Below are 24,293 nucleotides of genomic sequence, written 5' to 3'. Positions count from 1 at the left end.
CATGAAATATCAACCAAAAATGGGACGCGCGCTGCACGATGCGGAAGGAAATCTGCACTTCAGTGATCAGAGCGATAGAGAAAAGGCGGGTTTTCTTGAAGAGACGGCGACGGAGTTCGGTCTTTTATCGAAAGATGCGGTCGCAAGGAAAAACAGACGGAATAAAACTTGACAGGGGAGTGCAATCCCATTATTATAATAGAAATTGATGTACATAAGTCATGATAACGATTTTGAACCGATAATGGAGAAGAGTAGGTCAGAATGCATGGAGAAGAGAGGAACCGTCCCGGGCTGAAAGCGGATCCGCACTGCATCTTTCTCGAAACAACACTCCGGAGGTTCCCTGCTGAACGCTTTTGTAAGTCATTAGGCAGCGGACGTGAACCTGCGTTAAAGGTCAGAGCGGGGATGCTTCGGCATTCCAACTAGGGTGGCACCACGGGTATAACTCTCGTCCCTACTATACATGTATAGTAGGAGCGGGAGTTTTTTTATTTGAAGAAAGACATTAAGGAGGCCTGTAACATGGCATATCACATTCCAAGAGGCACACAGGACATACTGCCGGGTGAATCAGACAGATGGCAGTTCGTCGAACAAATTATGAGGGAGACGTGCCGCACTTATCAATATAAAGAAATCCGCACGCCGATCTTCGAACATACGGAATTGTTCGCAAGAGGCGTCGGTGAGTCTACAGATATCGTGCAGAAAGAAATGTACACGTTTGAAGACCGTAAAGGGAGAAGCCTGACGCTTCGGCCGGAAGGAACAGCCGCCGCAGTCCGCGCGTTCAATGAAAATAAATTATTTGCGAACCCGGTGCAGCCGACGAAGCTTTATTATGTCGGACCGATGTTCCGTTACGAACGTCCGCAGACAGGGCGTTTCCGCCAATTCTATCAATTCGGAATTGAAGCGATCGGCTCCAAAGATCCGGCCGTGGATGCAGAAGTCATTGCGCTTGCGATGAGTATTTACCGTAAAGCCGGTTTGAAACATGTCAAGCTTGTGCTGAACAGCCTTGGTGACCAGGACAGCCGCAAATCCTACCGGGAAGCGCTCGTCAAACATTTTGAACCGCGCATCGGAGAGTTTTGCTCAGACTGCCAGTCGCGCCTGCACACAAACCCGCTCAGAATTCTTGACTGCAAGAAAGACAGAGAGCATGAACTGATGAAAACGGCTCCGTCCATTCTTGATTACTTAAATGAAGAATCAGCCGCTTATTTTGAGAAAGTAAAACAATACTTAAACGATCTCGGCATCCCGTTCGAAATAGATCCGAACCTTGTCAGAGGGCTTGATTATTATAACCATACCGCTTTTGAAATTATGAGCAATGCCGAAGGATTCGGAGCGATTACAACCCTTGCCGGCGGGGGCCGCTATGACGGGCTTGTTGAACAGATCGGCGGACCTGAAGCGCCGGGTATCGGATTTGCGATGAGCATCGAACGTCTGCTGGCAGCCATTGACGCTGAGAAAACAGAGCTTCCCGTCAATCAGGGGATTGACTGCTACATCGTGACGCTCGGAGAAAAAGCGAAGGATTATTCCGTTTCCCTCGTGTACAAACTGAGAGAAGCGGGCATCTCAAGTGAAATCGATTATGAAAATAAAAAGATGAAGGGCCAATTTAAAACAGCTGACCGTCTCGGCGCACGTTTTATTGCGATTTTAGGGGAAGATGAGCTTGCCCAAAATAAAATCAATGTAAAAGATGCGGAAACAGGAGAGCAGCGTGAAGTGGTGTTAGACGAGCTGATACAAGTGTTAAAGGCAGATCAAAAGCAGTGAAGGAGAGGAACGCTATGTTTGGAAGAACATATTATTGTGGCGAGATAACTGAAAAAGCGATTGGCGAAACCGTCAAACTGAAAGGGTGGGTGCAGAAGCGGCGCGATCTCGGCGGCTTGATTTTCATTGATTTGCGCGACCGCTCGGGTATTGTGCAAGTTGTGTTCAACCCTGACGTATCGAAGGAAGCCCTTGCCGCAGCGGAAGCAATCAGAAACGAATATGTGCTTGATATCGAAGGCACGGTTTCTGCCCGTGAAGAAGGCACGGTGAATCCCAACCTGAAAACCGGTAAAATTGAAATCAAAGCTGAAGCGGTGACGGTGCTCAGTACGGCGAAAACGCCTCCGTTTCCGATCAGTGACCAGGCGGCTGAGGTTTCTGAAGACGTCCGGTTAAAACACCGCTATTTGGATTTGCGCCGCCCGGCGATGTTTCAAACATTGCAAATGCGCCACCAAGTCACAAAATCCATCCGCCATTTCTTGGATGAAAACGGATTTCTTGATATTGAAACACCGATTTTAACAAAAAGCTCTCCCGAAGGCGCCCGTGATTACTTAGTGCCGAGCCGGGTGCATGAAGGAGAATTTTACGCCCTTCCGCAATCGCCGCAGATTTTTAAACAGCTTCTGATGGTGTCGGGCTTTGAACGGTATTATCAAGTGGCCCGCTGCTTCCGCGATGAAGACTTGCGTGCCGACCGCCAGCCGGAATTTACGCAGATTGATATCGAAATGTCCTTTATGAGTCAAGAGGACATCATGGCTCTGGCGGAAGAGATGATGGCGAAAGTCATGCTTGAAACAAAAGGTGTTGAAGTACCGCTGCCGCTTCCGCGAATGACATATGAAGAAGCGATGAACAGCTACGGTTCCGACAAGCCTGACACCCGCTTCGGCATGCTGCTGACGGACGTGTCAGACATAGTGAAAGATACTGAATTTAAGGTGTTCTCATCAGCCGTGGCAAACGGCGGCGTTGTAAAAGCGATCAATGTCAAAGGCGCTGCCGGCGACTATTCCAGAAAAGATATCGATGCGCTCGGCGTTTTTGCCGGAAATTACGGCGCGAAAGGTCTCGCCTGGGTGAAAGTTGAAGCCGACGGCGTAAAAGGCCCGATTGCGAAATTCTTTGATGAAGAGAAGCAGGCAAAACTGGCTGAAGCGCTTGATGCTTCTGAAGGCGATCTGCTCCTGTTCGGCGCTGATAAGTTTGAGGTTGTGGCCCAATCCCTCGGCGCGCTTCGCTTAAAGCTCGGCAAAGAACGCGGCCTGATTGACGAAAGCCTCTTCAACTTCCTGTGGGTTGTGGACTGGCCGTTACTGGAGCATGACGAGGAGGAAGGCCGTTTCTATGCGGCTCACCATCCGTTTACAATGCCTGTCCGTGAAGATCTTGACCTGATTGAAACGGCGCCTGAAGATATGAAAGCGCAGGCTTACGACCTTGTCTTAAACGGCTATGAACTCGGCGGAGGCTCAATCCGTATTTTTGAAAAAGACGTTCAGGAAAAAATGTTCGGGCTTCTCGGCTTTACAAAAGAAGAAGCGGAGGAGGAGTTCGGATACCTTCTTGAAGCCTTTGAATACGGCGCCCCTCCGCACGGCGGAATCGCGCTCGGCTTAGACCGTTTGGTTATGCTTCTTGCAGGCCGCACAAACTTAAGAGATACGATCGCTTTCCCGAAAACGGCAAGCGCAAGCTGCCTTCTTACGGAAGCGCCCGGCGAAGTGAGCGACGCCCAGCTTGAAGAACTTCACCTTTCTGTCAAAAGAAAAGTGAAACAGTAAAGATCAGCAGTTTGTTTCTTGAAAATCAAAATCTGCTGTGATATGATTTTGACAAGTTAAATAAAGTCCTGATGTGTTAGTTGTACACCTAGTTTTGACCGAACATTTTTTTGATTTGGGAGCCCGCATTTTTAAATGGCGTACATGCCTCTTTTCATTCGTTAAGAGGACTTACAAGATTTAAAAAAGGGCACCCACCTGCTGAGAGCGGGTTCAAAACGAAGGAAAGCTGCAACGGCACAATTGGGACTTTATTTTTTGTGCGCTAAAACCAGCGGCTTTTTGACAAGCCGAGTTTATAAAACCAGAATGTGGAGTGAGGTTCTTGTTACATCAGTTTTCCAGAAATGAGCTAGCGATTGGAAAAGAAGGGCTGGACACGTTAAAAAACAGCACGGTGGCCGTTCTCGGCGTCGGCGGAGTCGGTTCATTCGCAGCCGAAGCATTGGCGAGGTCCGGAGTGGGGCGGATCGTGCTTGTCGATAAAGATGATGTTGACATTACAAACGTAAACCGCCAGCTGCATGCGCTCTTGTCGACGGTGGGACAGCCGAAAACAGACTTGATGAAAGCGCGGATCGCGGATATTAATCCGGATTGCGATGTCGTCGCCTTAAAAATGTTTTATACGGAAGAGACATATGAGCAGTTCTTTGAGCATCCGCTTGATTACGTCATTGACGCGTCGGATACGATTCATTATAAAATTCATCTGATGAAAGAATGTCTGAAACGGAATGTTCCGCTGATTTCAAGCATGGGAGCGGCGAATAAAACAGACCCGACACGCTTTCAGATTGCTGATATTTCAAAAACCCATACCGATCCGATTGCCAAAGTCGTCCGCACAAGGCTTCGCAAAGAGGGCATTAAAAAAGGCGTACAGGTCATTTTTTCTGATGAAAGCCCGATCGTCATCCGTGAGGACGTCAGAAAAGAAGTCGGGAATGATGAAGCGAAAATCCGCAAAGCGCAAATGCCGCCGTCTTCCAACGCCTGGGTTCCGTCAGTGGCCGGTCTGATTATGGGCGGACATGTTGTCATGGAGCTCTTAAAGGACATCGACATTAAACGGGTTAAAGATAAATAAAAAGAAAAACAGCCTTCTTCAGGAAAGGCTGTTTTTTTTATTTGAATCCGCCGTTTACACGAAAGATTTTGGCCGGTATCAAAAAAGACAAGAACACATAGGGTGTCCTTGTCCGGTTATTTTTTCTGCTTCATCAGTTTTTCATACACTTGCTTTATGGCGGCTTCAAATTTCCCAGTTTGTTTCGGTTTATAGTATTGTTTGTTTTTTAACGGATCGGGCAAATATTGCTGTTCGACCCATCCGTTCTCGAAATCATGTGGATATTGATAGCCGATCCCGCGTCCGAGCTCTTGGGCCCCTTTATAGTGGGCGTCTTTTAAATGTTTCGGCACATCGCCGATTTTACCCGTCCTGATGTCTTTGAGCGCCTCATCAACGGCTGAGATGGCGGAGTTTGATTTTGGCGAGAGGCATAATTCGATTACCGCATTGGCCAGCGGAATTCTCGCTTCCGGAAAGCCGATCCGTTCTGCGGTCTGAATCGCGCTCAGCACCCGGGGGCCTGCCTGCGGGCTTGCGAGGCCGATATCTTCATAGGCGATCACGAGAAGTCTTCTTGATATGCTTTCAAGGTCGCCGGCTTCGATCAGACGGGCCAGATAATGAAGGGCGGCGTTTGCGTCCGAGCCTCGGATCGATTTTTGGAAGGCGGATAAGACGTCATAATGCGCATCGCCGTTTTTATCATGAGTATAGCTTTTTTTCTGCAGACATTCTTCCGCCGTCTCCCGTGTAATCCGGATCGTGCCGTCGCTTGATTCCTTTGTGGAGAGCACGGCAAGCTCAAGTGCGTTCAAAGCGGAGCGGACGTCTCCTCCGCACCCTTGCGCGAAATGATCCATCGCGTCGTCGTCCACCGAAACGCTGTAGGAACCGAGCCCCCGGTGTTCATCTGTGAGCGCTCTTTCCAATGCCTGCTTGATCAGATCGGGTGTTAACGGTTCAAGCTCAAATATCTGGGTCCGGCTTCTGATGGCCGGGTTAATGGCATGATAAGGGTTGGCGGTCGTCGCGCCGATTAAAATAATCATGCCGTTTTCTAAATAGGGCAGCAGAAAATCCTGCTTTCCCTTATCAAGCCTGTGCACTTCGTCAAGGATTAAAATGACCTGGCCTGACATTTTCGCTTCCTGTACGACAATCTCCATGTCTTTTTTATTATGAATGACGGCATTCAATTTCCTGAATGCGATGCTTGTCGATCCTGCGATCGCTGTGGCGATGGATGTTTTTCCGATGCCCGGCGGTCCGTACAGGATCATGGATGATAAGTGCTTTGCACGCACCATTCTGCCGATGATTTTATCTTCTTTGACCAAATGTTCCTGGCCGATAATGTCTTCGATATTGGCAGGCCGCATCCGATACGCCAGTGGTTTCATGTACATCTCTCCTTACATATACAGGGTAACGGAAAACGGACGATTAGAAAAGCGAATTGCGGCGGGCCCTGTGTTTCAATGAAAATTAGGATAAGTTATGTTATAATAACAGTTGGTCTATAAGATACTAAACAGATTATTCATATCCATTTACTTGTATAAATTAACAATTAGAATTGACTGGGGTGTTCATATTGAAAATATCGACAAAGGGAAGATACGGGCTCACCATTATGATTGAATTGGCGAAAAAGCACGGAGACGGTCCGACGTCGCTCAAAAGCATCGCCCAAACAAACAGCCTTTCTGAGCATTACTTGGAACAGCTTGTATCACCGCTCAGAAACGCCGGACTCGTAAAAAGCATCAGAGGCGCTTACGGGGGGTACGTACTCGGGGGCCAGCCTGAAGAGATAACGGCCGGAGATATTATCAGAGTGCTGGAAGGGCCGATCAGCCCGGTAGAAGTGCTTGAGGATGAAGAGCCTGCCAAGCGGGAGTTATGGATCCGCATCCGCGACGCTGTAAAAGACGTGCTGGACAGCACGACGTTAGAAGACCTTGCGAGCTACACGGACGGCGAGCAGGAAGCTTATATGTTCTATATTTAAACCAGAGGTGTACAGACAATGGAACGGATTTATTTAGATCATGCCGCGACTTCCCCGATGGATGAGCGTGTGCTCGAAGAAATGAAGCCCCATTTCTTCGGCAGTTTCGGCAACCCGTCAAGCATTCATTCATTCGGGAGAGAATCCCGGAAATGGGTCGATGAAGCGAGAGCGGACATCGCGCGCGAAATCAGTGCGAAAGAACAGGAAATTATTTTCACAAGCGGCGGCACGGAGGCTGATAATTTAGCGATTTTCGGAACGGCTGCCGCCCGGAAGAATGAAGGTAAGCATATCATTACGACCGCTATTGAGCATCATGCTGTATTGCACGCCTGCGAAAAGCTGGAAGAAGACGGCTTTGAGGTGACATACCTCATCCCCGGCCCTTCAGGACGGATCAGTGCAAATCAGGTGAAAGAAGCGCTCCGTGATGATACAATCCTTGTTACCGTCATGTATGGCAATAACGAAGTCGGTACCATTCAGCCGATTGACGAAATCGGAGAGCTGTTAAGCGGGCATCAGGCCTATTTTCACACAGATGCCGTCCAGGCATTCGGTTATATGCCGATTGACGTGAAAAAAAGCAGAATTGACATGCTGTCTGTTTCCGGTCACAAGCTTAACGGGCCTAAAGGGACAGGCTTTTTATATGTAAATCAAGAGGTGAAGCTGTCACCGATTCTTCTCGGGGGAGAGCAGGAACGAAAGCGCCGCGCGGGGACGGAAAATGTACCGGGCATCGCCGGCTTAAAAGAAGCGGTCGTCCTTTCAAACCGTGAGAGGGAAGAGAAAACAGCGAAGTATAAGGAGTTTAAGAACATTATCATGAGCACGCTGGAAAAATCCGGCGTCACAGCGGAGGTGAACGGAGATGCCGAGAAATGCCTGCCTCATATTTTAAACCTTTACTTTCCCGGTGTGCCGGTGGAAGCGCTGCTGGTCAATCTTGACATGGAAGGCATTGCCGTCTCCAGCGGATCTGCTTGTACAGCGGGATCCGTTCTTCCGTCCCATGTGCTTACGGCCATGTTCGGAAGTGAGAGCGGCAGGCTGACTTCGTCAATCCGTCTCAGCTTCGGCCTCGGCAATACGGCGGAACAAATCGAAACAGCCGCCGAAAAGCTTGCCGCCGTCGTTAAACGGCTTGCTTAAAACGGCGGACTTACGTTTTTAATGGAGTGAATGCAAATGGAAAAACGGCCGGAGGATACAAGAGTCGTAGTCGGCATGTCCGGCGGTGTGGACTCTTCCGTGGCGGCCCTTCTGCTGAAGGAGCAGGGCTACGATGTAATCGGAATCTTTATGAAAAACTGGGATGATACGGACGAAAACGGTTTTTGCACGGCGACGGAAGATTATGAAGACGTCATCCGGGTCTGCAACCAGATCGGAATTCCGTATTATGCCGTCAATTTTGAGAAGCAATATTGGGAAAAGGTATTTCAATATTTCCTTGATGAATATAAAGCCGGAAGAACCCCCAATCCGGATGTCATGTGCAATAAAGAAATTAAGTTTAAGGCTTTCTTGGATCATGCTCTGTCACTCGGCGCGGATTATCTTGCGACGGGCCATTACGCCCGCGTGGACAGAAGCGCAGGTACAGTGCGCATGCTCCGCGGTCTGGATGAAAACAAGGACCAGACTTATTTTCTGAATCAGCTCAATCAGGAACAGCTCAGCAAAGTCATGTTCCCGATCGGTGATCTGCAAAAAAGCCGCGTGCGGGAAATCGCCAAAGAAGCGGAACTTGCGACAGCTGCGAAAAAAGACAGCACGGGAATCTGCTTTATCGGCGAACGCAACTTCAAAACGTTTCTCAGCCAATATCTCCCCGCTCAGCCGGGCGATATGATGACAATGGACGGAGAAGTAAAAGGGCGTCATGACGGTCTGATGTATTATACTATCGGACAGCGCCACGGTCTTGGAATCGGCGGAAGCGGCGAGCCGTGGTTCGCCGTCGGTAAAGATCTTGAAAAAAACATTCTGTATGTTGATCAAGGATTCCATAATCCGCTTCTGTATTCTGATAAGATCACGGCGACAAATGTCAGCTGGACGCGTCCCGGTCTGATGGACGGCGGCGAAATGACATGCACGGCGAAATTCCGCTACCGTCAGGAAGATCACAAAGTAACGGTGAAAATGACGGGTGATGATGAAGCGGAAGTCATTTTTGACGGGCAGGTACGCGCCGTTACGCCGGGACAAGCCGTCGTTTTTTATGACGGAGAAGAGTGCCTCGGCGGCGGAACGATAGATGACGTTTATAAAGACGGAACAAAACTGTGGTACGTATAACACATGTAAAAAACCTCAACTCGCATGTTGGGGTTTTTTAGCGAAAGGAAGTTAAAAATGGATTATAATAAAATCGGGATTGACGCCATGCAGGAGGGCGATTTTGAAAAAGCGGCAGAGGCTTTTACGAAAGCGATTGAGGAAAACGGCCAAGATCCGGTGCCATATATCAACTTCGCAAATCTGCTTTCTTCTGTGAACGAACTCGAACGGGCGCTTGCATTCTATAACAGAGCGCTTGAATTGGACAATTCGGCGGCAGCCGCTTATTACGGTGCGGGAAACGTATATGTGATGAAAGAATCGTTTTCCGAAGCGAAGGATATGTTTGAAAAAGCGCTTCGCTCCGGAATGGAAAACGGAGATTTGTTTTATATGCTGGGGACCGTTCTCGTTAAATTAGAGCAGCCGAAGCTTGCACTGCCATATTTGCAGCGTGCCGTTGAATTAAACGAAAATGACACGGAAGCACGCTTCCAGTTCGGAATGTGCCTCGCAAACGAAGAAATGCTGGATGAAGCTCTGGCGCAGTTTGAGACGGTGATCGAGCAGGACCCAAGCCACGCGGACGCATTTTATAATGCCGGGGTCGCTTACGCGTACAAAGAAAATCGTGAAAAGGCGCTTGAGATGCTGGAAGGCGCAATCGGCATACAGCCTGATCATATGCTTGCGCTTCATGCGAAACAGCTTATCACCCAGTCATAACAAAAGGAGGGAAGGCTCGTGGATCAGCTGAACATCGAAGAACAGCCGTATGTAAAAGGCGTCATTCATACGGTCATTTATCACAATGACACCAACCTGTATACAGTGCTGAAAGTCAAGGTTGCAGAAACGTCTGAGGCGATCGAAGACAAGGTCGTATCCGTAACGGGCTACTTCCCTCTGCTGCAAGAAGATGAGACCTACACATTTTACGGAAAAACCGCCACGCATCCTAAGTTCGGCCTGCAATTTCAGGCTGAACACTTTAAAAAAGAAATTCCGACCACAAAAGAAGGGATCATTCACTACTTATCAAGTGATCTGTTTGAAGGAATCGGAAAAAAAACGGCGGAAGAAATCGTCAAAAAGCTCGGAGACGGCGCGCTCAATAAAATTCTGACGGATGCGTCGGTGCTTTACGATGTGCCGAAAATGTCGAAAAAGAAAGCGGATAAGCTTGCCGGAGAGCTGCAGCGGCATCAGGGGCTTGAGCAGATTATGATCTCTCTGAACCAATACGGTTTCGGGCCCCAGCTATCCATGAAAATATATCAGGCCTACGAAACGGAAACACTGGAGAAAATTCAGGAAAATCCTTATCAGCTTGTAAAAGACGTTGAAGGCATCGGCTTTGTGAAAGCTGACGAGCTGGGCGGAAAAATGGGTCTGTCAGGAAACCACCCGGAGCGGATCAAAGCGGCTATCTTATATACAATTGAATCGACCTGTCTTTCAGAGGGCCATACGTACATAGAAACAAAGCAGCTGATAATCAATACGCAAACGCTCCTGAATCAGTCAGCTGAAGGCGGCCGCGTCACGGAAATGGATGCGGCTGACGGCATCATCGCCCTCGGGGAGAGTAAGGATATCGTCATAGAAGGAGAACGCTGCTATTTTCCGTCCTTGTTTTACGCCGAACAAAATGTCGCAAAACGCGTGCTCGACATTGCGGCTCAGACGGAGTATGCCGATCAATTTCCTGAATCGGAATTTCTGCTTGCACTCGGTGAACTGGAAGAACGGATGAATGTTCAATACGCACCAAGCCAAAAGGATGCCATTCAAAAAGCGCTGTCTTCACCGATGCTTTTACTGACCGGAGGACCTGGGACGGGGAAAACGACCGTTATTAAAGGAATCGTGGAATTATACAGTGAACTGCACGGAGTATCGCTTGACCCCGGTGATTATAAAAAAGACGAGGCGTTCCCGGTGCTGCTTGCCGCGCCGACGGGAAGAGCCGCAAAACGGATGAGCGAATCTACGGGTCTGCCGGCTGTTACGATACACAGGCTGCTCGGCTGGAATGGCGCTGAAGGCTTTACCTACAATGAAGATCAGCCGATAGAAGGGAAACTGATCATTATAGACGAAGCGAGTATGCTCGATATCTGGCTCGCCAGCCATTTGTTTAAGGCGCTTCCTAAGCACATTCAGCTCATTGTCGTCGGTGATGAAGACCAGCTTCCTTCAGTAGGACCGGGGCAGGTGCTCAGAGACCTTTTGGCTTCTGAGGTGCTGCCGACCGTGCGCCTGACAGATATTTACCGTCAGGCTGAAGGATCATCCATTGTGGAACTTGCGCATGATATGAAAAAAGGACTGCTTCCGAAGGGGCTGACCGCGCCGACTAAGGACCGCTCATTTATCCGCTGTAATTCTTCACAGATTAAAGAAGTCGTGGATCAGGTCGTCTCGAACGCGTTAAAAAAGGGGTATACCTCCAGGGATATTCAAGTGCTTGCCCCGATGTACAGGGGAAAAGCGGGAATTAACGAGCTGAATATGCTTCTTCAAGACATCATGAATCCGCCGAAAGAAAAAAGGCGGGAGCTGAAATTCGGTGATGTCGTCTACAGGACGGGCGATAAAATATTACAGCTTGTCAACCAGCCGGAAAACAATGTGTTTAACGGCGATATTGGCGAAATCGTATCCATTTTTTATGCCAAAGAAAATACGGAAAAAGAAGACATGGTCGTCGTCTCATTTGACGGCAACGAAATCACCTTTACGAAAAAGGATTTCAGCCAGTTTACCCACGCGTACTGCTGTTCCATTCATAAGTCGCAGGGGAGCGAATTCCCGATTGTCGTCCTGCCTGTCGTCAAAGGCTACTATCGAATGCTCAGGAGAAATCTGCTTTATACCGCCATAACAAGGGCGAAAAAATTTCTGATTCTTTGCGGAGAAGAAGAAGCGCTTGAATGGGGCGTCAAAAACAATGATGCCACCGTCAGACAGACGTCGCTTAAAAACAGGCTCACAGAGCAGACTGAAGAGATGGATGCAGAACTGGCCGCCCTGCAAAAAGAGCTGCCGTTCAGTGTATATGATGCGAACATCGGAATGGAAGGCATCACGCCGTTTGACTTTATGGAAGAAAAAGCGTAAATAAAACCCGGAGCATAAACATGCGCCGGGTTTTCGCCTGTGGAAGTCATTTCAAAGTATGCTGCCCGGCTTCTTGGCAAAACCTATACGTGTTCAACAAAAGGTGGTTGATCACACTTTGAGAACATGCCATGCAGCTGAAGGACGAACAGTATATGACGAAAACACCGGGCGCAGTCTCGGGATGATATCGGATGTATGTTTCTCTCTGGACGGCCGGTTTCTCGGTTTCGTGCTGGAGCAGAAACGCCTGTTTCATAACCGCCATCTTTTTTTAGAGGCAAGTGATATAAAAGAGATGGATCAAGAAGCCGTAGCTGCCGGTCATGCTCATTTGCAGCCTTTGCCGAAGAGCTGTTTCACCTTTGAACAGATTAAGATGCAGCCGGTGAAATCGCCTGATGGTGAAATGTTCGGTTTGCTGGAAGATGTATACTTTTGTTTGGACAGGGGCATAATCGTAGCATATGAACTCTCGGACGGCTTCTTTTCAGATCTGGCTGGCAGACGCCAAGTGCGCCGCGCCGCCGATACGCTTATTGAAGCGGGGAAAGAAGGCATCGTCCTGAACGGATAAGAGGTGTAGTCTGTGCTTGTATGTCCGAACTGCAAAAGTAAAGATATCGGCAAAATCGGCGTAAACCAATACTATTGCTGGGGCTGCTTCATTGAGCTGACGGTGGCCAAAGGCAAAATTGCGACACATCAAGTAGAGGAAGACGGCACGTTAAGCAGTCTTGATGATTTGTTTTCTGAAGACGAACGCAGTATCAATTTTTAAAGTTGAAAGGAGATACGCGCGATGGGCAGAACAATGACCTCTCTGTTGGCTTTAGGAGCTGGAGCCGTTATGTATCGTATGGCTTCTCAGTCCGATATGCTGAATAAAAAAGGTATGAAACGGATGAGAAGACGAGTCATGAAAATGTTTTAAGCAGAAAAAAGGATACTTCTCCGGAAGTATCCTTTTTACGTTTGTCTCGCTTCCAGCCGTCTGGCTGCGAGAGACAGGCAGTAATTGACCGCGAAATACATCAGGGCCGCCAGCAGAAAGATCGGGAAAAAATATCCCCCGTCAGCGCTTTGTCCGTTTAAAATCTGCGCGTTATGAATCAGTTCGGGCAGAGCGATGACGACCGCAAGTGACGTATCCTTTAATAAGGAGATAAACTGGCTCACAATCGGAGGAACCATACGCCTGAGCGCCTGCGGCATGACGACGAGAAAAAGAGTCTGCGTGTACGTCAGTCCTGAAGAACGCGCCGCTTCAATCTGTCCTTTGTCAACGGATTGCAAACCGCTTCTGATGATTTCTGACAGCATGGCCGATTCAAAAATCGTCAGCGCCGTAATGGCGGCCGCGGTAATTTCCAGTTTGATCCCGATTTCCGGAAGGGCAAAAAACGTAAAGAAAATGATTAATAACAGCGGCAGGTTGCGGATGGTTTCCACAATGGCCGCTATAATGCCCGAGACGATAGGAATTTTCGCATAGCGCAAAGTGCCGGCGCCAAGCCCGAAAATAAAACTCAGGACAATGGAGATCAGCGCAACATAAAGTGTGACCAAAAAGCCGTCCCATAAAAACAGCAGATGGTCAGGTGTATAGGCGCCGCTAAAATCCATGTTTTTCACTCTCCTTCTCTAATAACTCTTTCCGAGACGTCTTTCCAAATAGTGAACCCCGATGCTGAGCGGGATCGTTACTATCAAATAAAAAAGCGCGACGAAAATATAGACATCAAACACGACAAGAGTGCTTGAGGAAACGAGATCCGCCTGATACATCAAATCGAGTCCCGCCACCACTCCGAGTATTGATGAGTTTTTGACAAGGTTGAGAAATTGGTTTCCGAGCGGGGGAATCACGATTTTTACGGCCTGAGGAAGAATGACGTATCTCATCGCCTGACTGTAGGTGAAGCCTGACGATCTGGCCGCTTCCATCTGCCCTTTGGAGACAGTCTGAATTCCGGCTCTGATGGCTTCTGCGATAAAGGCCGACGTGTATATCGTAAGCGCAATCGTTCCCGCCTGAAAGCCGTCTAATCTCAGCCCGGCGTTCGGAAGTCCGAAATAAAAAACGAATGTGATGAGGAGAAGCGGGATGTTGCGGATAAATTCCACATACGCAGTGCCGATCCATTGAAGGGGTTTGAAAGCCATGATTCTCATGACTGCGATCAGAACGCCCAGCGCAAAGCTGCCTGCCAGCGCGATGAAGCTCGCAAGCAATGTGTGCAGGAAACCGTCCATATACATATCGAAGTTTTCCGTTAAAATTGAAAAGTTCATCTATGTCACTCCTTATAAAACGGGGATGAGCATGCCTGCTCATCCCGCGGTCCTTTCTATTTTGCCGGTTCTTCTTTAATCCATTTTTTATAGATTTTTTCGTACCTGCCGTCGGCTTTCATTTTTTTCAAAGAGGCGTTGATTTCCTTGATGAGTCCGGATTGGCCTTTTTTGACGGCGATTCCGTAAGGTTCATCGGTGAAGGTTTCGCCTGTCAGCTGATATTGTTTATTTTCATCTGCCATGCCGTATAAAATCGCATTATCGGTTGTGAGCGCATCTCCCTGTCCCGCTTTAAGCGCAGTGAACGCTTCGGCGTAATTTTCAAATTCCAGCACTGAGGCGTCAGGCGCTTTTTCTCTGATGTTTTGTGAGGAAGTAGAGCCTTTTACCGCCAATACTTTTGAGCCTTTTCCCAGGTCTTCGGTGCTTTTGATGCTGCTTCCTTTTTTGACGAGCAGGGATTGCCCGGCTTCAAAATAAACATCTGAGAAATCAACTTCTTTTTTCCGCTCATCCGTTATCGTCATCGTGGCGGTGATGGCATCGATATCGCCGTTTTGCAGCATCGGAATTCTCGTTTTTGATGTCACTTCTTTAAATTCCGCTTTCTTCTCATCCCCCAGAATATCTTTTGCGAGCTGTTTTGAGATATCAATATCGAAGCCTTCAATATCACCGGAGCTTGGGTTTTTCAGCCCGAATAACCTCGTGTCGGTTTTGACGCCGAAGATGATTTTGTCTCTGTCTTTAATAGAGGCTAACGTGTCTTTTCCCGTTCCTTTTGAATCTCCGGACGTTTCTTTCCCTCCGCAGGCGGCCAGCATAAAGACGGCCAGCAGTGATATCAATCCGAATGACAACCATTTTGTTACACGTGACATAAGCGCTCCTCCGTTTCTTTTCAGTGATTTAAAATACGGCTTAAGAATAAACGCGCCCTCTCTTCACGGGGGCTTTCGTAAAATTCAGCCGGTGCAGCTTCTTCTAAGATGGCTCCGCCGTCGATAAACACGATGCGGTCCGCCACTTCTTTTGCGAATCCCATTTCATGTGTGACGACTGCCATGGTCATGCCTTCCTTTGCGAGTGTTTTCATGACATCCAGCACTTCCCCGATCATTTCCGGATCAAGCGCGGATGTGGGTTCATCAAACAGCATAATTTCGGGCTTCATCGCAAGCCCCCTGGCGATGGCGACACGCTGCTGCTGGCCGCCGGAAAGCTGTGAAGGATAAGCGTCCGCTTTTTCCGGTATACCGACTTTTTTCAAATAGTATAAGGCCGTTTCTTTTGCTTCTTCTTTTGATTGCTTAAGCACTTTGATCGGTGCGAGCATGATGTTTTGCAGAACGGTTTTGTGCGGGTACAGATGAAAATGCTGGAACACCATGCCGATATTGCGGCGGACCTTATTTATATCCGTTTTCTTGTCATGGATGGAGACGCCGTTTACCGTTAAGGCGCCTCCATCAACTGTTTCCAGCTGATTAATGCAGCGGAGAAGCGTGCTTTTTCCCGATCCTGAAGGTCCGATGATAACGACGACTTCCCCTTTTTTAATGTGCAGATTAATGTTTTTCAGCACGTGGAAATGTCCGTAGTGCTTATTTACATCCTGAAATGAAATCATGGCCATCCTCCTTAAAAAACATGAGTCATATTGACTGGACAGTTTTTGAAATCCTTTAACACATTACGATGGTTATACAGATTTTTATGAATATTATTTAGATTATTTCGTAATTTCTGATAATTATTTCCGTCAAGAGGTCTGCGTCATAAGGCGGAGTTTATGAAACGGGAATAATTCCGGCTTTCTGTCAAAAGATAAAGCAAGAGGTGAAACGTCATGCTTCAAAAACCGCTGCAGCTCTTAATGTGGACGGCTGTATGTCTGCTCGTTTTGTTAACAGTGTATGTCTTTTGCATGCTCGATATGTTATGGTCTCCCATTTGGCTTGTTATAAAATCTCTCTTTATTCCTATATTCATCGCAGTATTTATTGCTTATCTTTTACTTCCGATTACTGAATGGCTTCATAGAAAAGGGATGCCTAGAACTTTAAGCCTGCTTCTGATTTATTGCCTGTTTTTCGGCGGAATCGGCTGGGGGGTTTATAAAGGGGTTCCTGTTTTAATTGAACAGCTGCAGGATCTGTCTGAGAGCATTCCCGGTCTTGCCAAAAACTACAACAGCATGCTGAAGCATCTGCATAATCACACGGATCATTGGCCTGACGGCATGCACCATCGAATGGACAAAATGATTCAGCAGACAGAAACGTTTCTTGCCGGCACGATTGAAAGCACGATCAGAAGCATCCGTTTCGTGCTTGATTATATCCTGATCGCGGCGACGATTCCTTTTCTCGTGTTCTATATGGTGAAGGATATAGACGTCATGAAAAAGACAGTCTGGTATTTGACGCCGAAGTCCTGGAGAAAAAGGGGGAGTGAATTTCTGCGGGATGTAGACGACTCTCTCGGTGATTACATCCGCGGTCAGCTTCTCGTTTGTTTTTTGCTCGGGCTAATAGCCGGCGTTTCATTTTGGCTGTTCGGGCTTCCTTACCCGCTGATTTTGGGCCTTGCCATCGGGATTACGAATGTCATCCCGTATTTCGGTCCGTTTATCGGCGCTGTACCGGCGCTGCTCCTTGCGCTGGCGATTTCTGCTAAAGCTGTGATCATCGTAATCGTCACGATTTTTATTCTGCAATTTATAGAAGGAAACATTTTGAGCCCGCTTATTGTCGGGCGCAGTCTCAGAATGCACCCCGTCGTGATCATGCTGGCGCTCCTTGCCGGCGGAGAGCTCGCGGGCATTCCCGGCATGATTCTCGCTGTTCCGGCGGCAGCCGTTTTAAAAGTGACGGCCATACACTTTTTGCGGATCAGGACGGAACATTGACATTCGGGTTCTGCTTGTCTATAATTTCGAGTAGAATACATACGAATCTCGAGTGACGGATATGAGTACGCCGAAGCCCTGTTTAAGAGAGAAGCTCCGATACGCTGAAAGGAGCTTCAGCAGAAGATCGGCCGAAGCTAATCCTGAGTGCAGTTAAAGGCTGCCGCAGTCCTGCGTTACGGGATGAAAGGTGACAGGCCTTTTTCGGCCTGTAATCAGGGTGGTACCGCGAGACAGCTCTCGTCCCTGTGTGAACGCATGGTTTGCATAGGGAGAGAGCTTTTTTGCTGTCGCAAAAGAGAATTTCGGGTAGTGATAAGGAGGAATATAGATGAAACACTTAACTTCTGCTGAAGTGCGTCAAATGTTTTTAGATTTCTTTAAAGAAAAAGGCCATGCCGTTGAACCGAGCGCCTCATTGGTTCCGCATGAAGATCCGTCTTTATTATGGATCAACAGCGGCGTTGCGACGCTGAAAAAATACTTTGACGGCCGCGTTGTGCCGGAGAATCCGAGAATTGTAAACGCGCAAAAATCAATCCGAACAAATGATATTGAAAATGTGGGGAAAACGGCGCGCCACCACACGTTCTTTGAGATGCTCGGAAACTTTTCCATCGGTGATTATTTTAAAGAAGAAGCGATCACGTGGGCATGGGAGTTTTTAACGAGCGAAAAGTGGATCGGCTTTGATCCGGAGCTGCTGTCTGTAACGGTTCACCCTGAGGATGAAGAAGCTTATACGCTATGGGCGGAAAAAATCGGCGTTCCGGAAGAAAGAATCATCCGTCTGGAAGGGAACTTCTGGGATATCGGCGAAGGCCCGAGCGGACCGAATACGGAAATTTTCTATGACCGCGGCGAGAAATACGGCAATGACCCGTCAGATTCTGAATTGTATCCGGGCGGCGAAAATGATCGTTATCTTGAAGTATGGAACCTGGTATTCTCAGAGTTCAATCACAACCCGGACGGCACGTACACACCGCTTCCGAAGAAAAACATTGATACGGGCATGGGGCTTGAACGGATGGTCTCCGTGATTCAGGATGTCCCGACAAACTTTGACACTGATTTGTTTATGCCGATTATTGAAGCAACAGAGCGCATTTCCGGAGATGTTTACGGAAAGGATGCAGTGAAGGATACGGCCTTTAAAGTGATCGCCGATCATATCAGAACGGTCGCATTTGCGGTAAGCGACGGGGCGCTGCCTTCGAACGAAGGGCGCGGGTATGTACTGAGACGCCTCTTGCGCCGGGCAGTGCGATACGCGAAAACCCTCGGTATCAGCCGTCCGTTTATGTACGAGCTAGTACCGACTGTTGCAGGAATTATGGACGCTTTCTATCCGGAGGTGAAAGAAAAGCAAGAGTTTATCGCCAAAGTCATCAAAACGGAGGAAGAGCGCTTCCACGAAACATTAAACGAAGGTCTGGCCATTTTATCCGACGTGATAAAGAAAGAGAAGGAAAAAGGCAGCGGCATCATCTCCGGAAAAGACGTATTCAAACTGTACGATACGTACGGATTCCCGGTTGAATTAACGGAGGAATACGCGGAAGATGAGCAAATGAAAGTTGACCATAAAGGCTTTGAAGCCGAAATGGAAAAACAGCGTGAACGGGCGAGAAATGCGCGCCAAGATGTAGGAAGCATGCAGGTGCAGGGCGGCGCATTGCGCGACATTACCGCAGAAAGCACATTTGTCGGCTACAGTGCCGTAAAAGCTGAAGCGAAGGTGATCGAGCTTCTTCATGACGGGCAATTAATCAGTGAGGCTCATGAAGGGGATACCGTCCAAATCCTTCTTGACAAAACGCCTTTCTATGCTGAAAGCGGCGGACAGATCGGTGACAGAGGAGTGCTGAGAAGCGAGCAGGCTGTCGTAACCATTAAAGACGTGAAAAAAGCTCCGAACGGTCAGCATGTACACGAAGGCACGGTGGATAGCGGCACGATTCAAAAAGGCGCAAGCGTGACGGCTGAAGTTGAAGATCAAATGAGAAGCGGCGTGGTGAAAAACCATACGGCTACCCACCTTCTGCACCAGGCGCTGAAAGACGTTCTCGGCACACATGTCAACCAAGCGGGTTCACTCGTTACCGAAAACCGTCTGCGTTTTGACTTCTCTCATTTCGGTCAAGTGACGAAAGAAGAACTTGAACGCATTGAAGGAATCGTCAACGAAAAAATCTGGGAGAGCATTCCGGTAGCGATTGATTTGAAACCGATCAATGAAGCGAAAGAAATGGGCGCGATGGCCCTGTTCGGCGAGAAATACGGCGATATCGTCCGCGTCGTACAAGTCGGAGATTACAGCCTTGAGCTTTGCGGCGGTTGCCATGTCACGAATACGGCTGAAATCGGCCTGTTTAAAATCGTATCCGAATCAGGGATCGGCGCAGGGACACGAAGAATTGAAGCCGTAACAGGAAAAGGCGCTTATCAGGAAATGAACAGCCAGCTCAGCCTTCTGCAGCATGCTGCGGACGAGCTGAAATCAAACGTAAAAGACGTACCGAAGCGAATTCAGTCTCTTCAAGCGGAGCTGAAGGAAGCGCAAAGAGAAAATGAATCATTGCTCAGCAAACTCGGCAATGTGGAAGCCGGAGCCATTCTGTCTAAAGTAAAAGACATCGGCGGCGTAAAAGTGCTGGCTGAAAAAGTAAATGCGAAAGACATGAACCACCTTCGCACTATGGTGGATGATCTGAAAGCGAAGCTCGGTTCTGCGGTCATCATTCTCGGCGCCGTGCAAAATGAGAAAGTCAACCTTTCAGCAGGCGTGACGAAAGACCTGATCGAAAAAGGCCTTCATGCCGGCAAAATGGTCAAACAAGCGGCTGAAGTCTGCGGAGGCGGAGGCGGAGGCCGTCCGGACATGGCACAGGCCGGCGGAAAGCAGCCTGAAAAATTGGAAGAGGCGCTCGCATCTGCGGAAGATTGGATAAAATCCGTTTTATAATCCTTTCAAGTAGTGTAGAATGATGATAAGATGAGGACCTCAGGCTGAACTTTGCCTGCGAATTTGGGAAAGAGGTGCAAAACGGTGAGCTCGTTTGATAAAACGATGAAATTTAATTTCTCCGATGATTCTGCTGAAACAAACGTCGAAGAAGTGCTGAATACGGTATATGATGCGCTTCAGGAAAAGGGGTACAATCCTATCAACCAGATTGTCGGATACTTGCTGTCTGGAGATCCTGCATACATTCCTAGGCATCGCGACGCCCGGAACTTAATTCGCAAACTGGAACGTGACGAATTAATTGAGGAATTGGTAAAATCCTATCTAGAACAGCATAAAGAGGCGTAAATACATTCATGAGAATATTGGGACTTGATCTTGGAACGAAAACACTCGGCGTAGCTTTAAGCGATGAAATGGGCTGGACCGCTCAAGGCATTGAGACGATAAAAATAAACGAGGCTGAAGGAGATTACGGTCTGGACCGTTTATCCAAGCTGATGAAAGACTATAATGTAGAGAAGATCGTGCTCGGTTTTCCGAAAAACATGAACGGGACGATCGGTCCGAGAGGCGAAGCCAGCCAAACATTTGCGAAACTGCTTGAAACAGCGTACAATGTCCCTGTTGTGCTGTGGGACGAGCGTCTGACGACGATGGCGGCTGAAAAAATGCTGATCGCGGCTGACGTCAGCAGGCAAAAACGAAAAAAAGTCATTGATAAAATGGCGGCTGTCATGATCCTTCAAGGATATCTGGACAGTTTAAACTAAGAGGTGAAAAAAATGGAACACGGCGAAAAACACATTACAATTGTCGATGATCAAGGCAACGAACAGCTTTGCGAAGTGCTGTTCACATTTGAAAACGACACATTCAACAAATCTTACGTACTTTATTATCCGATTGATGCTCAAGACGATGATGAAATCGAAATTCACGCTTCAAGCTTCGAACCGAACGAAAACGGTGAAGACGGCGAACTGATGCCGATTGAAACTGATGAAGAGTGGGAAATGATCGAAGAAACGCTGAACACGTTTTTAGCGGAAGAAGACGAAGAATAAAATGAACGGAAAAAGCCGGAGCGCATATGCGCTTCGGCTTTTTTTTGTAATAAATTGCCGAATGCACATGAATCATGTAGTATAAGAGCTGTTGGGAGGAAAATACTTGTATGAATATCAATCAGACTAAACATTCATTTCCGCGTAAAAACAAAAAAACGACGATAATACTGTCCTCCGTGATCGCTCTGCTTATCATCATTTGCGGTGCTTTTTTCTATGGAAAATCTCTGCTGTCTCCGGTTGACAAAGGCAGCAAAACGGCAGTCAATATTAATATTCCGAGCGGTTCTTCCGTTTCGGCAATCGCTGAAATTCTTGAGGATCAGCATGTCATCAAAAGCAAAAAAGCATTTCAGCTGTATGTGAAGTATAAAGGCGCTTCCGGGTTTCAGGCGGGATTTTACCACCTGAATAAAGGAATGGATGCGGATGCGATTATCAAAAAACTGACCGCGGGATCAACGGGATATGCCTTTCAGATATCCGTTCCTGAAGGAAAACAGCTTACGCAGATTGCGGAGGCGATCGCAAAAGAAACTTCATATTCAAAAGAAGAGATCATGGCGAAACTGGATGACAAAACATTCATCGGCAAACTGAAGAAACAGTTTCCTGATACGATAACGGACGCACTTTCAAACAAGAAGCTCAAGCATCCGCTCGAAGGCTATCTGTATCCGGCCACATATCCGTTTAATGATCCGGATGCATCGCTTGACACGATTTTGACGGCAATGGTTCAGGAAACAAACACCCGTATCGAAACGTATAAATCTGAATTGGAAAAAAAGAAACTTTCCGTCCATAACGCGCTGACGATGGCATCGCTTATTGAAGAAGAAGCCACCGCCAAAGCCGACCGTCACAAAATCGCCAGCGTTTTTTACAACAGGCTCGAAGAAAAAATGCCGCTGCAGACTGACCCGACGGTATTATATGCGGCCGGTAAGCATAAAAGCCGGGTCTACTACAAAGACCTGAAAATTGATTCTCCGTTTAATACGTATAAACATAAGGGGCTGCCGCCGGGACCGATTGCAAATGCCGGTGATTCATCATGGGAAGCGGCTCTCCGCCCTGACAAAACGGATTATCTCTATTTCCTTGCAAAATCAAACGGCGAGGTTGTTTTCACCAAAACATTAAAAGACCATAATAAAGCGAAGGAAAAGTATATTTCCAAAAAAGACAGCGAATAAAAGGAGGGCAAAAGCTCTCCTTTTATTCCATTCTGAAAGGTTTTATGATAAAATATATCGGGTTGTTTACTTATGGATAAAGAAGTGTCTTAAGAGAGTGTCCCCGCGGATTCGTCAGGGGCACTCCTTTTTAGAACGGAGGCTGTTTGCCGTGAATGATCGGTATGAACAAATAAACGAGTATATAAACGCGATGCTGAAGCCTCGGCCTGATAAAGTGAAAAAGCTTGAAGCCTATGCAAAAGAGCACCATGTTCCGATTATGGAAGAAGCGGGCATTGAAGTGCTGCTTCAAATGCTGTCGATTCAACAGGCGAAAAACATTTTGGAAATCGGCGCGGCAATCGGATATTCCGCCATACGGATGGCGCTTGAGCTTCCGGATGCGAATATTTACACGATTGAACGGGACGACAAACGCTATGAAGAAGCTGTGAACAATATAAAAGACTTTGAAATGGAAAACCGGATTCACGTAATGCACGGGGATGCGCTGGAACTTTCTGAGTCTGTCCGTGTCACGGCTCCTTATGATGCCATTTTTATCGACGCGGCCAAAGGCCAGTACACGAACTTTTTTGAGCTCTATGAACCGATGCTTGCGCCGGATGGAGTCATTTTTACGGACAATGTTCTGTTTAAAGGGCTGGTGGCACAAAATCACTCGGACATTGAGCCGAAAAGAAGACGGAAGCTTGTTGAAAAAATTGATCAATATAACCAATGGCTGATGGACCGGCCTGACTATCAAACGGTCATACTGCCGGTCGGAGACGGCATCGCCATCAGTAAAAAGAAGAGGTGAAGGATCATGAAAAAACCTGAACTTTTGGTGACTCCGACTTCTGTACAGGATATTCTTCCGCTCATTCAAGCGGGCGCAACGGCCCTGTTGGTCGGAGAACAGAGATACGGCCTGAGACTGGCCGGTGAATTTTCAAGAGAAGATATAAAAGAAGCCGTAAAGACAGCTCATCAGGAAGGCGCGAAAGTGTACGCCGCCGTCAATGCTATTTTTCACAACGAAAAAGTGGACGAGCTGAACGGCTATCTTGCCTTTTTGCAGGAGGCCGGCGTTGATGCGGCTGTTTTCGGTGATCCGGCCGTTTTAATGGCGGCGCGTGAAGCGGCTCCCGAGCTTAAACTGCACTGGAGCACGGAAACAACGGGAACCAACTACTATTCCTGCAATTACTGGGGACGCAAAGGCGCACGGCGGGCAGTGCTGGCTAAGGAATTAAATATGGACAGCATCATTGACATAAAAGAAAACGCCGAAGTGGAAATTGAAATTCAAATCCACGGCATGACGTGCATGTTCCAATCGAAGCGTTCTTTAGTGGGCCATTACTTCGAATATCAAGGTAAAGTCATGGACATCGAACAGAAGAAAAAAGAAGCGGGGATGTTTCTGCATGACAAGGAACGGGGCAATAAATACCCGATTTTTGAAGATGAAAACGGCACGCACATCATGAGCCCGAACGATGTGTGCATGATTGATGAACTAGAGGACCTGATGGACGCCGGCATCGATTCTTTCAAAATCGACGGAGTTTTGAAGTCTCCTGAATACTTAACTGAAGTGACCCGCATGTACAGAGAAGCAATCGATTTGTGCTTCGAAAGCCGAGAGACATACGAAGAGAAAAAAGAGAGCTGGATAGAGCGGATTGAAAGCATTCAGCCTGTGAACAGAAGCATCGACACAGGATTCTTCTTTAAAGAAACGGTCTATTAAAAAGGA

25 protein-coding genes, 1 other RNA gene and 2 other annotated features are annotated in these 24,293 nt (G+C 47.8%); of the genes, 21 read left to right on the top strand and 5 right to left on the bottom strand.

Features of this window, described 5'->3' with window-relative positions:
- Position 1 precedes the first annotated feature (1 nt).
- The 5 genes from NQS30_RS05790 to NQS30_RS05770 all read left to right on the top strand — a co-directional run bounded on the left by NQS30_RS05790 (position 2) and on the right by NQS30_RS05770 (position 4,686).
- Positions 2–172, top strand: coding sequence for a YrzK family protein (locus NQS30_RS05790; protein WP_020956141.1), 171 nt, complete (start codon positions 2–4; stop codon positions 170–172).
- A gap of 60 nt (positions 173–232) precedes the next feature.
- Positions 233–465, top strand: a binding site (T-box leader).
- Positions 466–528: 63 nt separating this feature from the next.
- The gene (hisS, locus tag NQS30_RS05785; RefSeq protein ID WP_012118082.1) at positions 529–1,803 is read left to right on the top strand and encodes a histidine--tRNA ligase; all 1,275 of its coding nucleotides are present in this window, start codon (positions 529–531) and stop codon (positions 1,801–1,803) included.
- 14 nt (positions 1,804–1,817) lie between these two features.
- Complete coding sequence (aspS, locus tag NQS30_RS05780) at positions 1,818–3,596, top strand: aspartate--tRNA ligase (protein WP_020956140.1); 1,779 nt, start codon at positions 1,818–1,820, stop codon at positions 3,594–3,596.
- A gap of 62 nt (positions 3,597–3,658) precedes the next feature.
- A non-coding RNA gene (gene ssrS, locus NQS30_RS05775) (6S RNA) lies at positions 3,659–3,850 on the top strand.
- A 71-nt stretch (positions 3,851–3,921) separates the two neighbouring features.
- On the top strand, positions 3,922–4,686 hold the full coding sequence (locus tag NQS30_RS05770; protein ID WP_015240289.1) for a tRNA threonylcarbamoyladenosine dehydratase: 765 nt from the start codon (positions 3,922–3,924) through the stop codon (positions 4,684–4,686).
- A 116-nt stretch (positions 4,687–4,802) separates the two neighbouring features.
- Here the strand turns inward: NQS30_RS05770 and NQS30_RS05765 are convergent, their stop codons facing one another.
- Complete coding sequence (locus NQS30_RS05765) at positions 4,803–6,071, bottom strand: replication-associated recombination protein A (RefSeq protein WP_015240288.1); 1,269 nt, start codon at positions 6,069–6,071, stop codon at positions 4,803–4,805.
- A gap of 194 nt (positions 6,072–6,265) precedes the next feature.
- On the opposite strand from NQS30_RS05765, the gene cymR reads away from it, so the two are divergent.
- The 8 genes from cymR (at position 6,266) to NQS30_RS05725 (ending at position 13,031) form a co-directional block, all read left to right on the top strand.
- Positions 6,266–6,682: a cysteine metabolism transcriptional regulator CymR gene (gene cymR / locus NQS30_RS05760; protein WP_003152730.1), complete on the top strand. Its 417-nt coding sequence runs from the start codon at positions 6,266–6,268 to the stop codon at positions 6,680–6,682.
- An 18-nt stretch (positions 6,683–6,700) separates the two neighbouring features.
- Positions 6,701–7,840 (top strand): cysteine desulfurase family protein, encoded by a 1,140-nt coding sequence (locus tag NQS30_RS05755; protein WP_007408201.1) that lies wholly within the window; start codon positions 6,701–6,703, stop codon positions 7,838–7,840.
- Positions 7,841–7,876: 36 nt separating this feature from the next.
- Positions 7,877–8,992, top strand: a complete 1,116-nt coding sequence (gene mnmA / locus NQS30_RS05750) for a tRNA 2-thiouridine(34) synthase MnmA (RefSeq protein ID WP_012118077.1) — start codon at positions 7,877–7,879, stop codon at positions 8,990–8,992.
- 87 nt (positions 8,993–9,079) lie between these two features.
- A complete protein-coding gene (locus NQS30_RS05745; RefSeq protein ID WP_095532179.1) occupies positions 9,080–9,700 on the top strand; it encodes a tetratricopeptide repeat protein in 621 nt (206 codons plus the stop codon).
- An 18-nt stretch (positions 9,701–9,718) separates the two neighbouring features.
- A complete protein-coding gene (gene recD2 / locus NQS30_RS05740) occupies positions 9,719–12,097 on the top strand; it encodes an SF1B family DNA helicase RecD2 (protein WP_007408204.1) in 2,379 nt (792 codons plus the stop codon).
- A 118-nt stretch (positions 12,098–12,215) separates the two neighbouring features.
- Positions 12,216–12,674 (top strand): PRC-barrel domain-containing protein, encoded by a 459-nt coding sequence (locus NQS30_RS05735; protein ID WP_007408205.1) that lies wholly within the window; start codon positions 12,216–12,218, stop codon positions 12,672–12,674.
- Between the two features lie 12 nt (positions 12,675–12,686).
- The gene (locus NQS30_RS05730; protein ID WP_003152738.1) at positions 12,687–12,878 is read left to right on the top strand and encodes a hypothetical protein; all 192 of its coding nucleotides are present in this window, start codon (positions 12,687–12,689) and stop codon (positions 12,876–12,878) included.
- 21 nt (positions 12,879–12,899) lie between these two features.
- On the top strand, positions 12,900–13,031 hold the full coding sequence (locus tag NQS30_RS05725) for a YrzQ family protein (protein WP_003152741.1): 132 nt from the start codon (positions 12,900–12,902) through the stop codon (positions 13,029–13,031).
- A gap of 35 nt (positions 13,032–13,066) precedes the next feature.
- Here NQS30_RS05725 and NQS30_RS05720 read toward each other — a convergent pair whose 3' ends face one another.
- Genes NQS30_RS05720 through NQS30_RS05705 form a run of 4 tightly spaced genes read right to left on the bottom strand, consistent with a single transcriptional unit; the run spans position 13,067 to position 16,025 of the window.
- A complete protein-coding gene (locus NQS30_RS05720) occupies positions 13,067–13,723 on the bottom strand; it encodes an amino acid ABC transporter permease (protein WP_069006948.1) in 657 nt (218 codons plus the stop codon).
- An 18-nt stretch (positions 13,724–13,741) separates the two neighbouring features.
- A complete protein-coding gene (locus tag NQS30_RS05715) occupies positions 13,742–14,392 on the bottom strand; it encodes an amino acid ABC transporter permease (RefSeq protein WP_032866635.1) in 651 nt (216 codons plus the stop codon).
- Between the two features lie 56 nt (positions 14,393–14,448).
- The gene (locus NQS30_RS05710) at positions 14,449–15,276 is read right to left on the bottom strand and encodes a transporter substrate-binding domain-containing protein (RefSeq protein ID WP_007408208.1); all 828 of its coding nucleotides are present in this window, start codon (positions 15,274–15,276) and stop codon (positions 14,449–14,451) included.
- A 20-nt stretch (positions 15,277–15,296) separates the two neighbouring features.
- Positions 15,297–16,025 (bottom strand): amino acid ABC transporter ATP-binding protein, encoded by a 729-nt coding sequence (locus NQS30_RS05705; protein WP_007408209.1) that lies wholly within the window; start codon positions 16,023–16,025, stop codon positions 15,297–15,299.
- A gap of 219 nt (positions 16,026–16,244) precedes the next feature.
- Between NQS30_RS05705 and NQS30_RS05700 the strand changes: the two genes are divergently transcribed.
- The 8 genes from NQS30_RS05700 (at position 16,245) to NQS30_RS05665 (ending at position 24,287) form a co-directional block, all read left to right on the top strand.
- Positions 16,245–17,306 carry an AI-2E family transporter gene (locus NQS30_RS05700; protein WP_007408210.1) on the top strand — a complete coding sequence of 354 codons (1,062 nt, stop codon included), beginning with the start codon at positions 16,245–16,247 and terminating at the stop codon, positions 17,304–17,306.
- 43 nt (positions 17,307–17,349) lie between these two features.
- Positions 17,350–17,557, top strand: a binding site (T-box leader).
- A gap of 80 nt (positions 17,558–17,637) precedes the next feature.
- Positions 17,638–20,274, top strand: coding sequence for an alanine--tRNA ligase (alaS, locus tag NQS30_RS05695; protein ID WP_167340799.1), 2,637 nt, complete (start codon positions 17,638–17,640; stop codon positions 20,272–20,274).
- A gap of 84 nt (positions 20,275–20,358) precedes the next feature.
- Positions 20,359–20,625 (top strand): IreB family regulatory phosphoprotein, encoded by a 267-nt coding sequence (locus tag NQS30_RS05690; protein ID WP_012118070.1) that lies wholly within the window; start codon positions 20,359–20,361, stop codon positions 20,623–20,625.
- Positions 20,626–20,633: 8 nt separating this feature from the next.
- Positions 20,634–21,050: a Holliday junction resolvase RuvX gene (gene ruvX / locus NQS30_RS05685; protein ID WP_043021672.1), complete on the top strand. Its 417-nt coding sequence runs from the start codon at positions 20,634–20,636 to the stop codon at positions 21,048–21,050.
- Positions 21,051–21,062: 12 nt separating this feature from the next.
- On the top strand, positions 21,063–21,344 hold the full coding sequence (locus tag NQS30_RS05680; RefSeq protein ID WP_003152751.1) for a DUF1292 domain-containing protein: 282 nt from the start codon (positions 21,063–21,065) through the stop codon (positions 21,342–21,344).
- Positions 21,345–21,454: 110 nt separating this feature from the next.
- Entirely contained in the window at positions 21,455–22,546 is a 1,092-nt protein-coding gene (gene mltG, locus NQS30_RS05675; RefSeq protein ID WP_012118069.1) for an endolytic transglycosylase MltG, read from the top strand.
- Between the two features lie 151 nt (positions 22,547–22,697).
- Positions 22,698–23,351 (top strand): O-methyltransferase, encoded by a 654-nt coding sequence (locus NQS30_RS05670; RefSeq protein ID WP_007612793.1) that lies wholly within the window; start codon positions 22,698–22,700, stop codon positions 23,349–23,351.
- 6 nt (positions 23,352–23,357) lie between these two features.
- Positions 23,358–24,287, top strand: a complete 930-nt coding sequence (locus NQS30_RS05665) for a peptidase U32 family protein (protein WP_007408214.1) — start codon at positions 23,358–23,360, stop codon at positions 24,285–24,287.
- Positions 24,288–24,293: the final 6 nt, after the last annotated feature.

The sequence above is a fragment of the Bacillus sp. B1(2022) genome (assembly GCF_040259625.1).
Taxonomy (GTDB): Bacteria; Bacillota; Bacilli; order Bacillales; family Bacillaceae; genus Bacillus; species Bacillus velezensis.
This window is presented reverse-complemented; position numbering and strand designations above follow the sequence as displayed.

What these genes read in the sequence shown, in the direction of transcription:
- NQS30_RS05790 (WP_020956141.1), top strand. Translation starts at nt 2, where the DNA reads ATGAAATATCAACCAAAAATGGGACGCGCGCTGCACGATGCGGAAGGA.
- hisS (WP_012118082.1), top strand. Translation starts at nt 529, where the DNA reads ATGGCATATCACATTCCAAGAGGCACACAGGACATACTGCCGGGTGAA.
- aspS (WP_020956140.1), top strand. Translation starts at nt 1,818, where the DNA reads ATGTTTGGAAGAACATATTATTGTGGCGAGATAACTGAAAAAGCGATT.
- NQS30_RS05765 (WP_015240288.1), bottom strand. Translation starts at nt 6,071, where the DNA reads ATGAAACCACTGGCGTATCGGATGCGGCCTGCCAATATCGAAGACATT.
- NQS30_RS05755 (WP_007408201.1), top strand. Translation starts at nt 6,701, where the DNA reads ATGGAACGGATTTATTTAGATCATGCCGCGACTTCCCCGATGGATGAG.
- mnmA (WP_012118077.1), top strand. Translation starts at nt 7,877, where the DNA reads ATGGAAAAACGGCCGGAGGATACAAGAGTCGTAGTCGGCATGTCCGGC.
- NQS30_RS05745 (WP_095532179.1), top strand. Translation starts at nt 9,080, where the DNA reads ATGCAGGAGGGCGATTTTGAAAAAGCGGCAGAGGCTTTTACGAAAGCG.
- NQS30_RS05725 (WP_003152741.1), top strand. Translation starts at nt 12,900, where the DNA reads ATGGGCAGAACAATGACCTCTCTGTTGGCTTTAGGAGCTGGAGCCGTT.
- NQS30_RS05720 (WP_069006948.1), bottom strand. Translation starts at nt 13,723, where the DNA reads ATGGATTTTAGCGGCGCCTATACACCTGACCATCTGCTGTTTTTATGG.
- NQS30_RS05715 (WP_032866635.1), bottom strand. Translation starts at nt 14,392, where the DNA reads ATGAACTTTTCAATTTTAACGGAAAACTTCGATATGTATATGGACGGT.
- NQS30_RS05710 (WP_007408208.1), bottom strand. Translation starts at nt 15,276, where the DNA reads ATGTCACGTGTAACAAAATGGTTGTCATTCGGATTGATATCACTGCTG.
- NQS30_RS05705 (WP_007408209.1), bottom strand. Translation starts at nt 16,025, where the DNA reads ATGATTTCATTTCAGGATGTAAATAAGCACTACGGACATTTCCACGTG.
- NQS30_RS05700 (WP_007408210.1), top strand. Translation starts at nt 16,245, where the DNA reads ATGCTTCAAAAACCGCTGCAGCTCTTAATGTGGACGGCTGTATGTCTG.
- alaS (WP_167340799.1), top strand. Translation starts at nt 17,638, where the DNA reads ATGAAACACTTAACTTCTGCTGAAGTGCGTCAAATGTTTTTAGATTTC.
- ruvX (WP_043021672.1), top strand. Translation starts at nt 20,634, where the DNA reads ATGAGAATATTGGGACTTGATCTTGGAACGAAAACACTCGGCGTAGCT.
- NQS30_RS05680 (WP_003152751.1), top strand. Translation starts at nt 21,063, where the DNA reads ATGGAACACGGCGAAAAACACATTACAATTGTCGATGATCAAGGCAAC.
- mltG (WP_012118069.1), top strand. Translation starts at nt 21,455, where the DNA reads ATGAATATCAATCAGACTAAACATTCATTTCCGCGTAAAAACAAAAAA.
- NQS30_RS05665 (WP_007408214.1), top strand. Translation starts at nt 23,358, where the DNA reads ATGAAAAAACCTGAACTTTTGGTGACTCCGACTTCTGTACAGGATATT.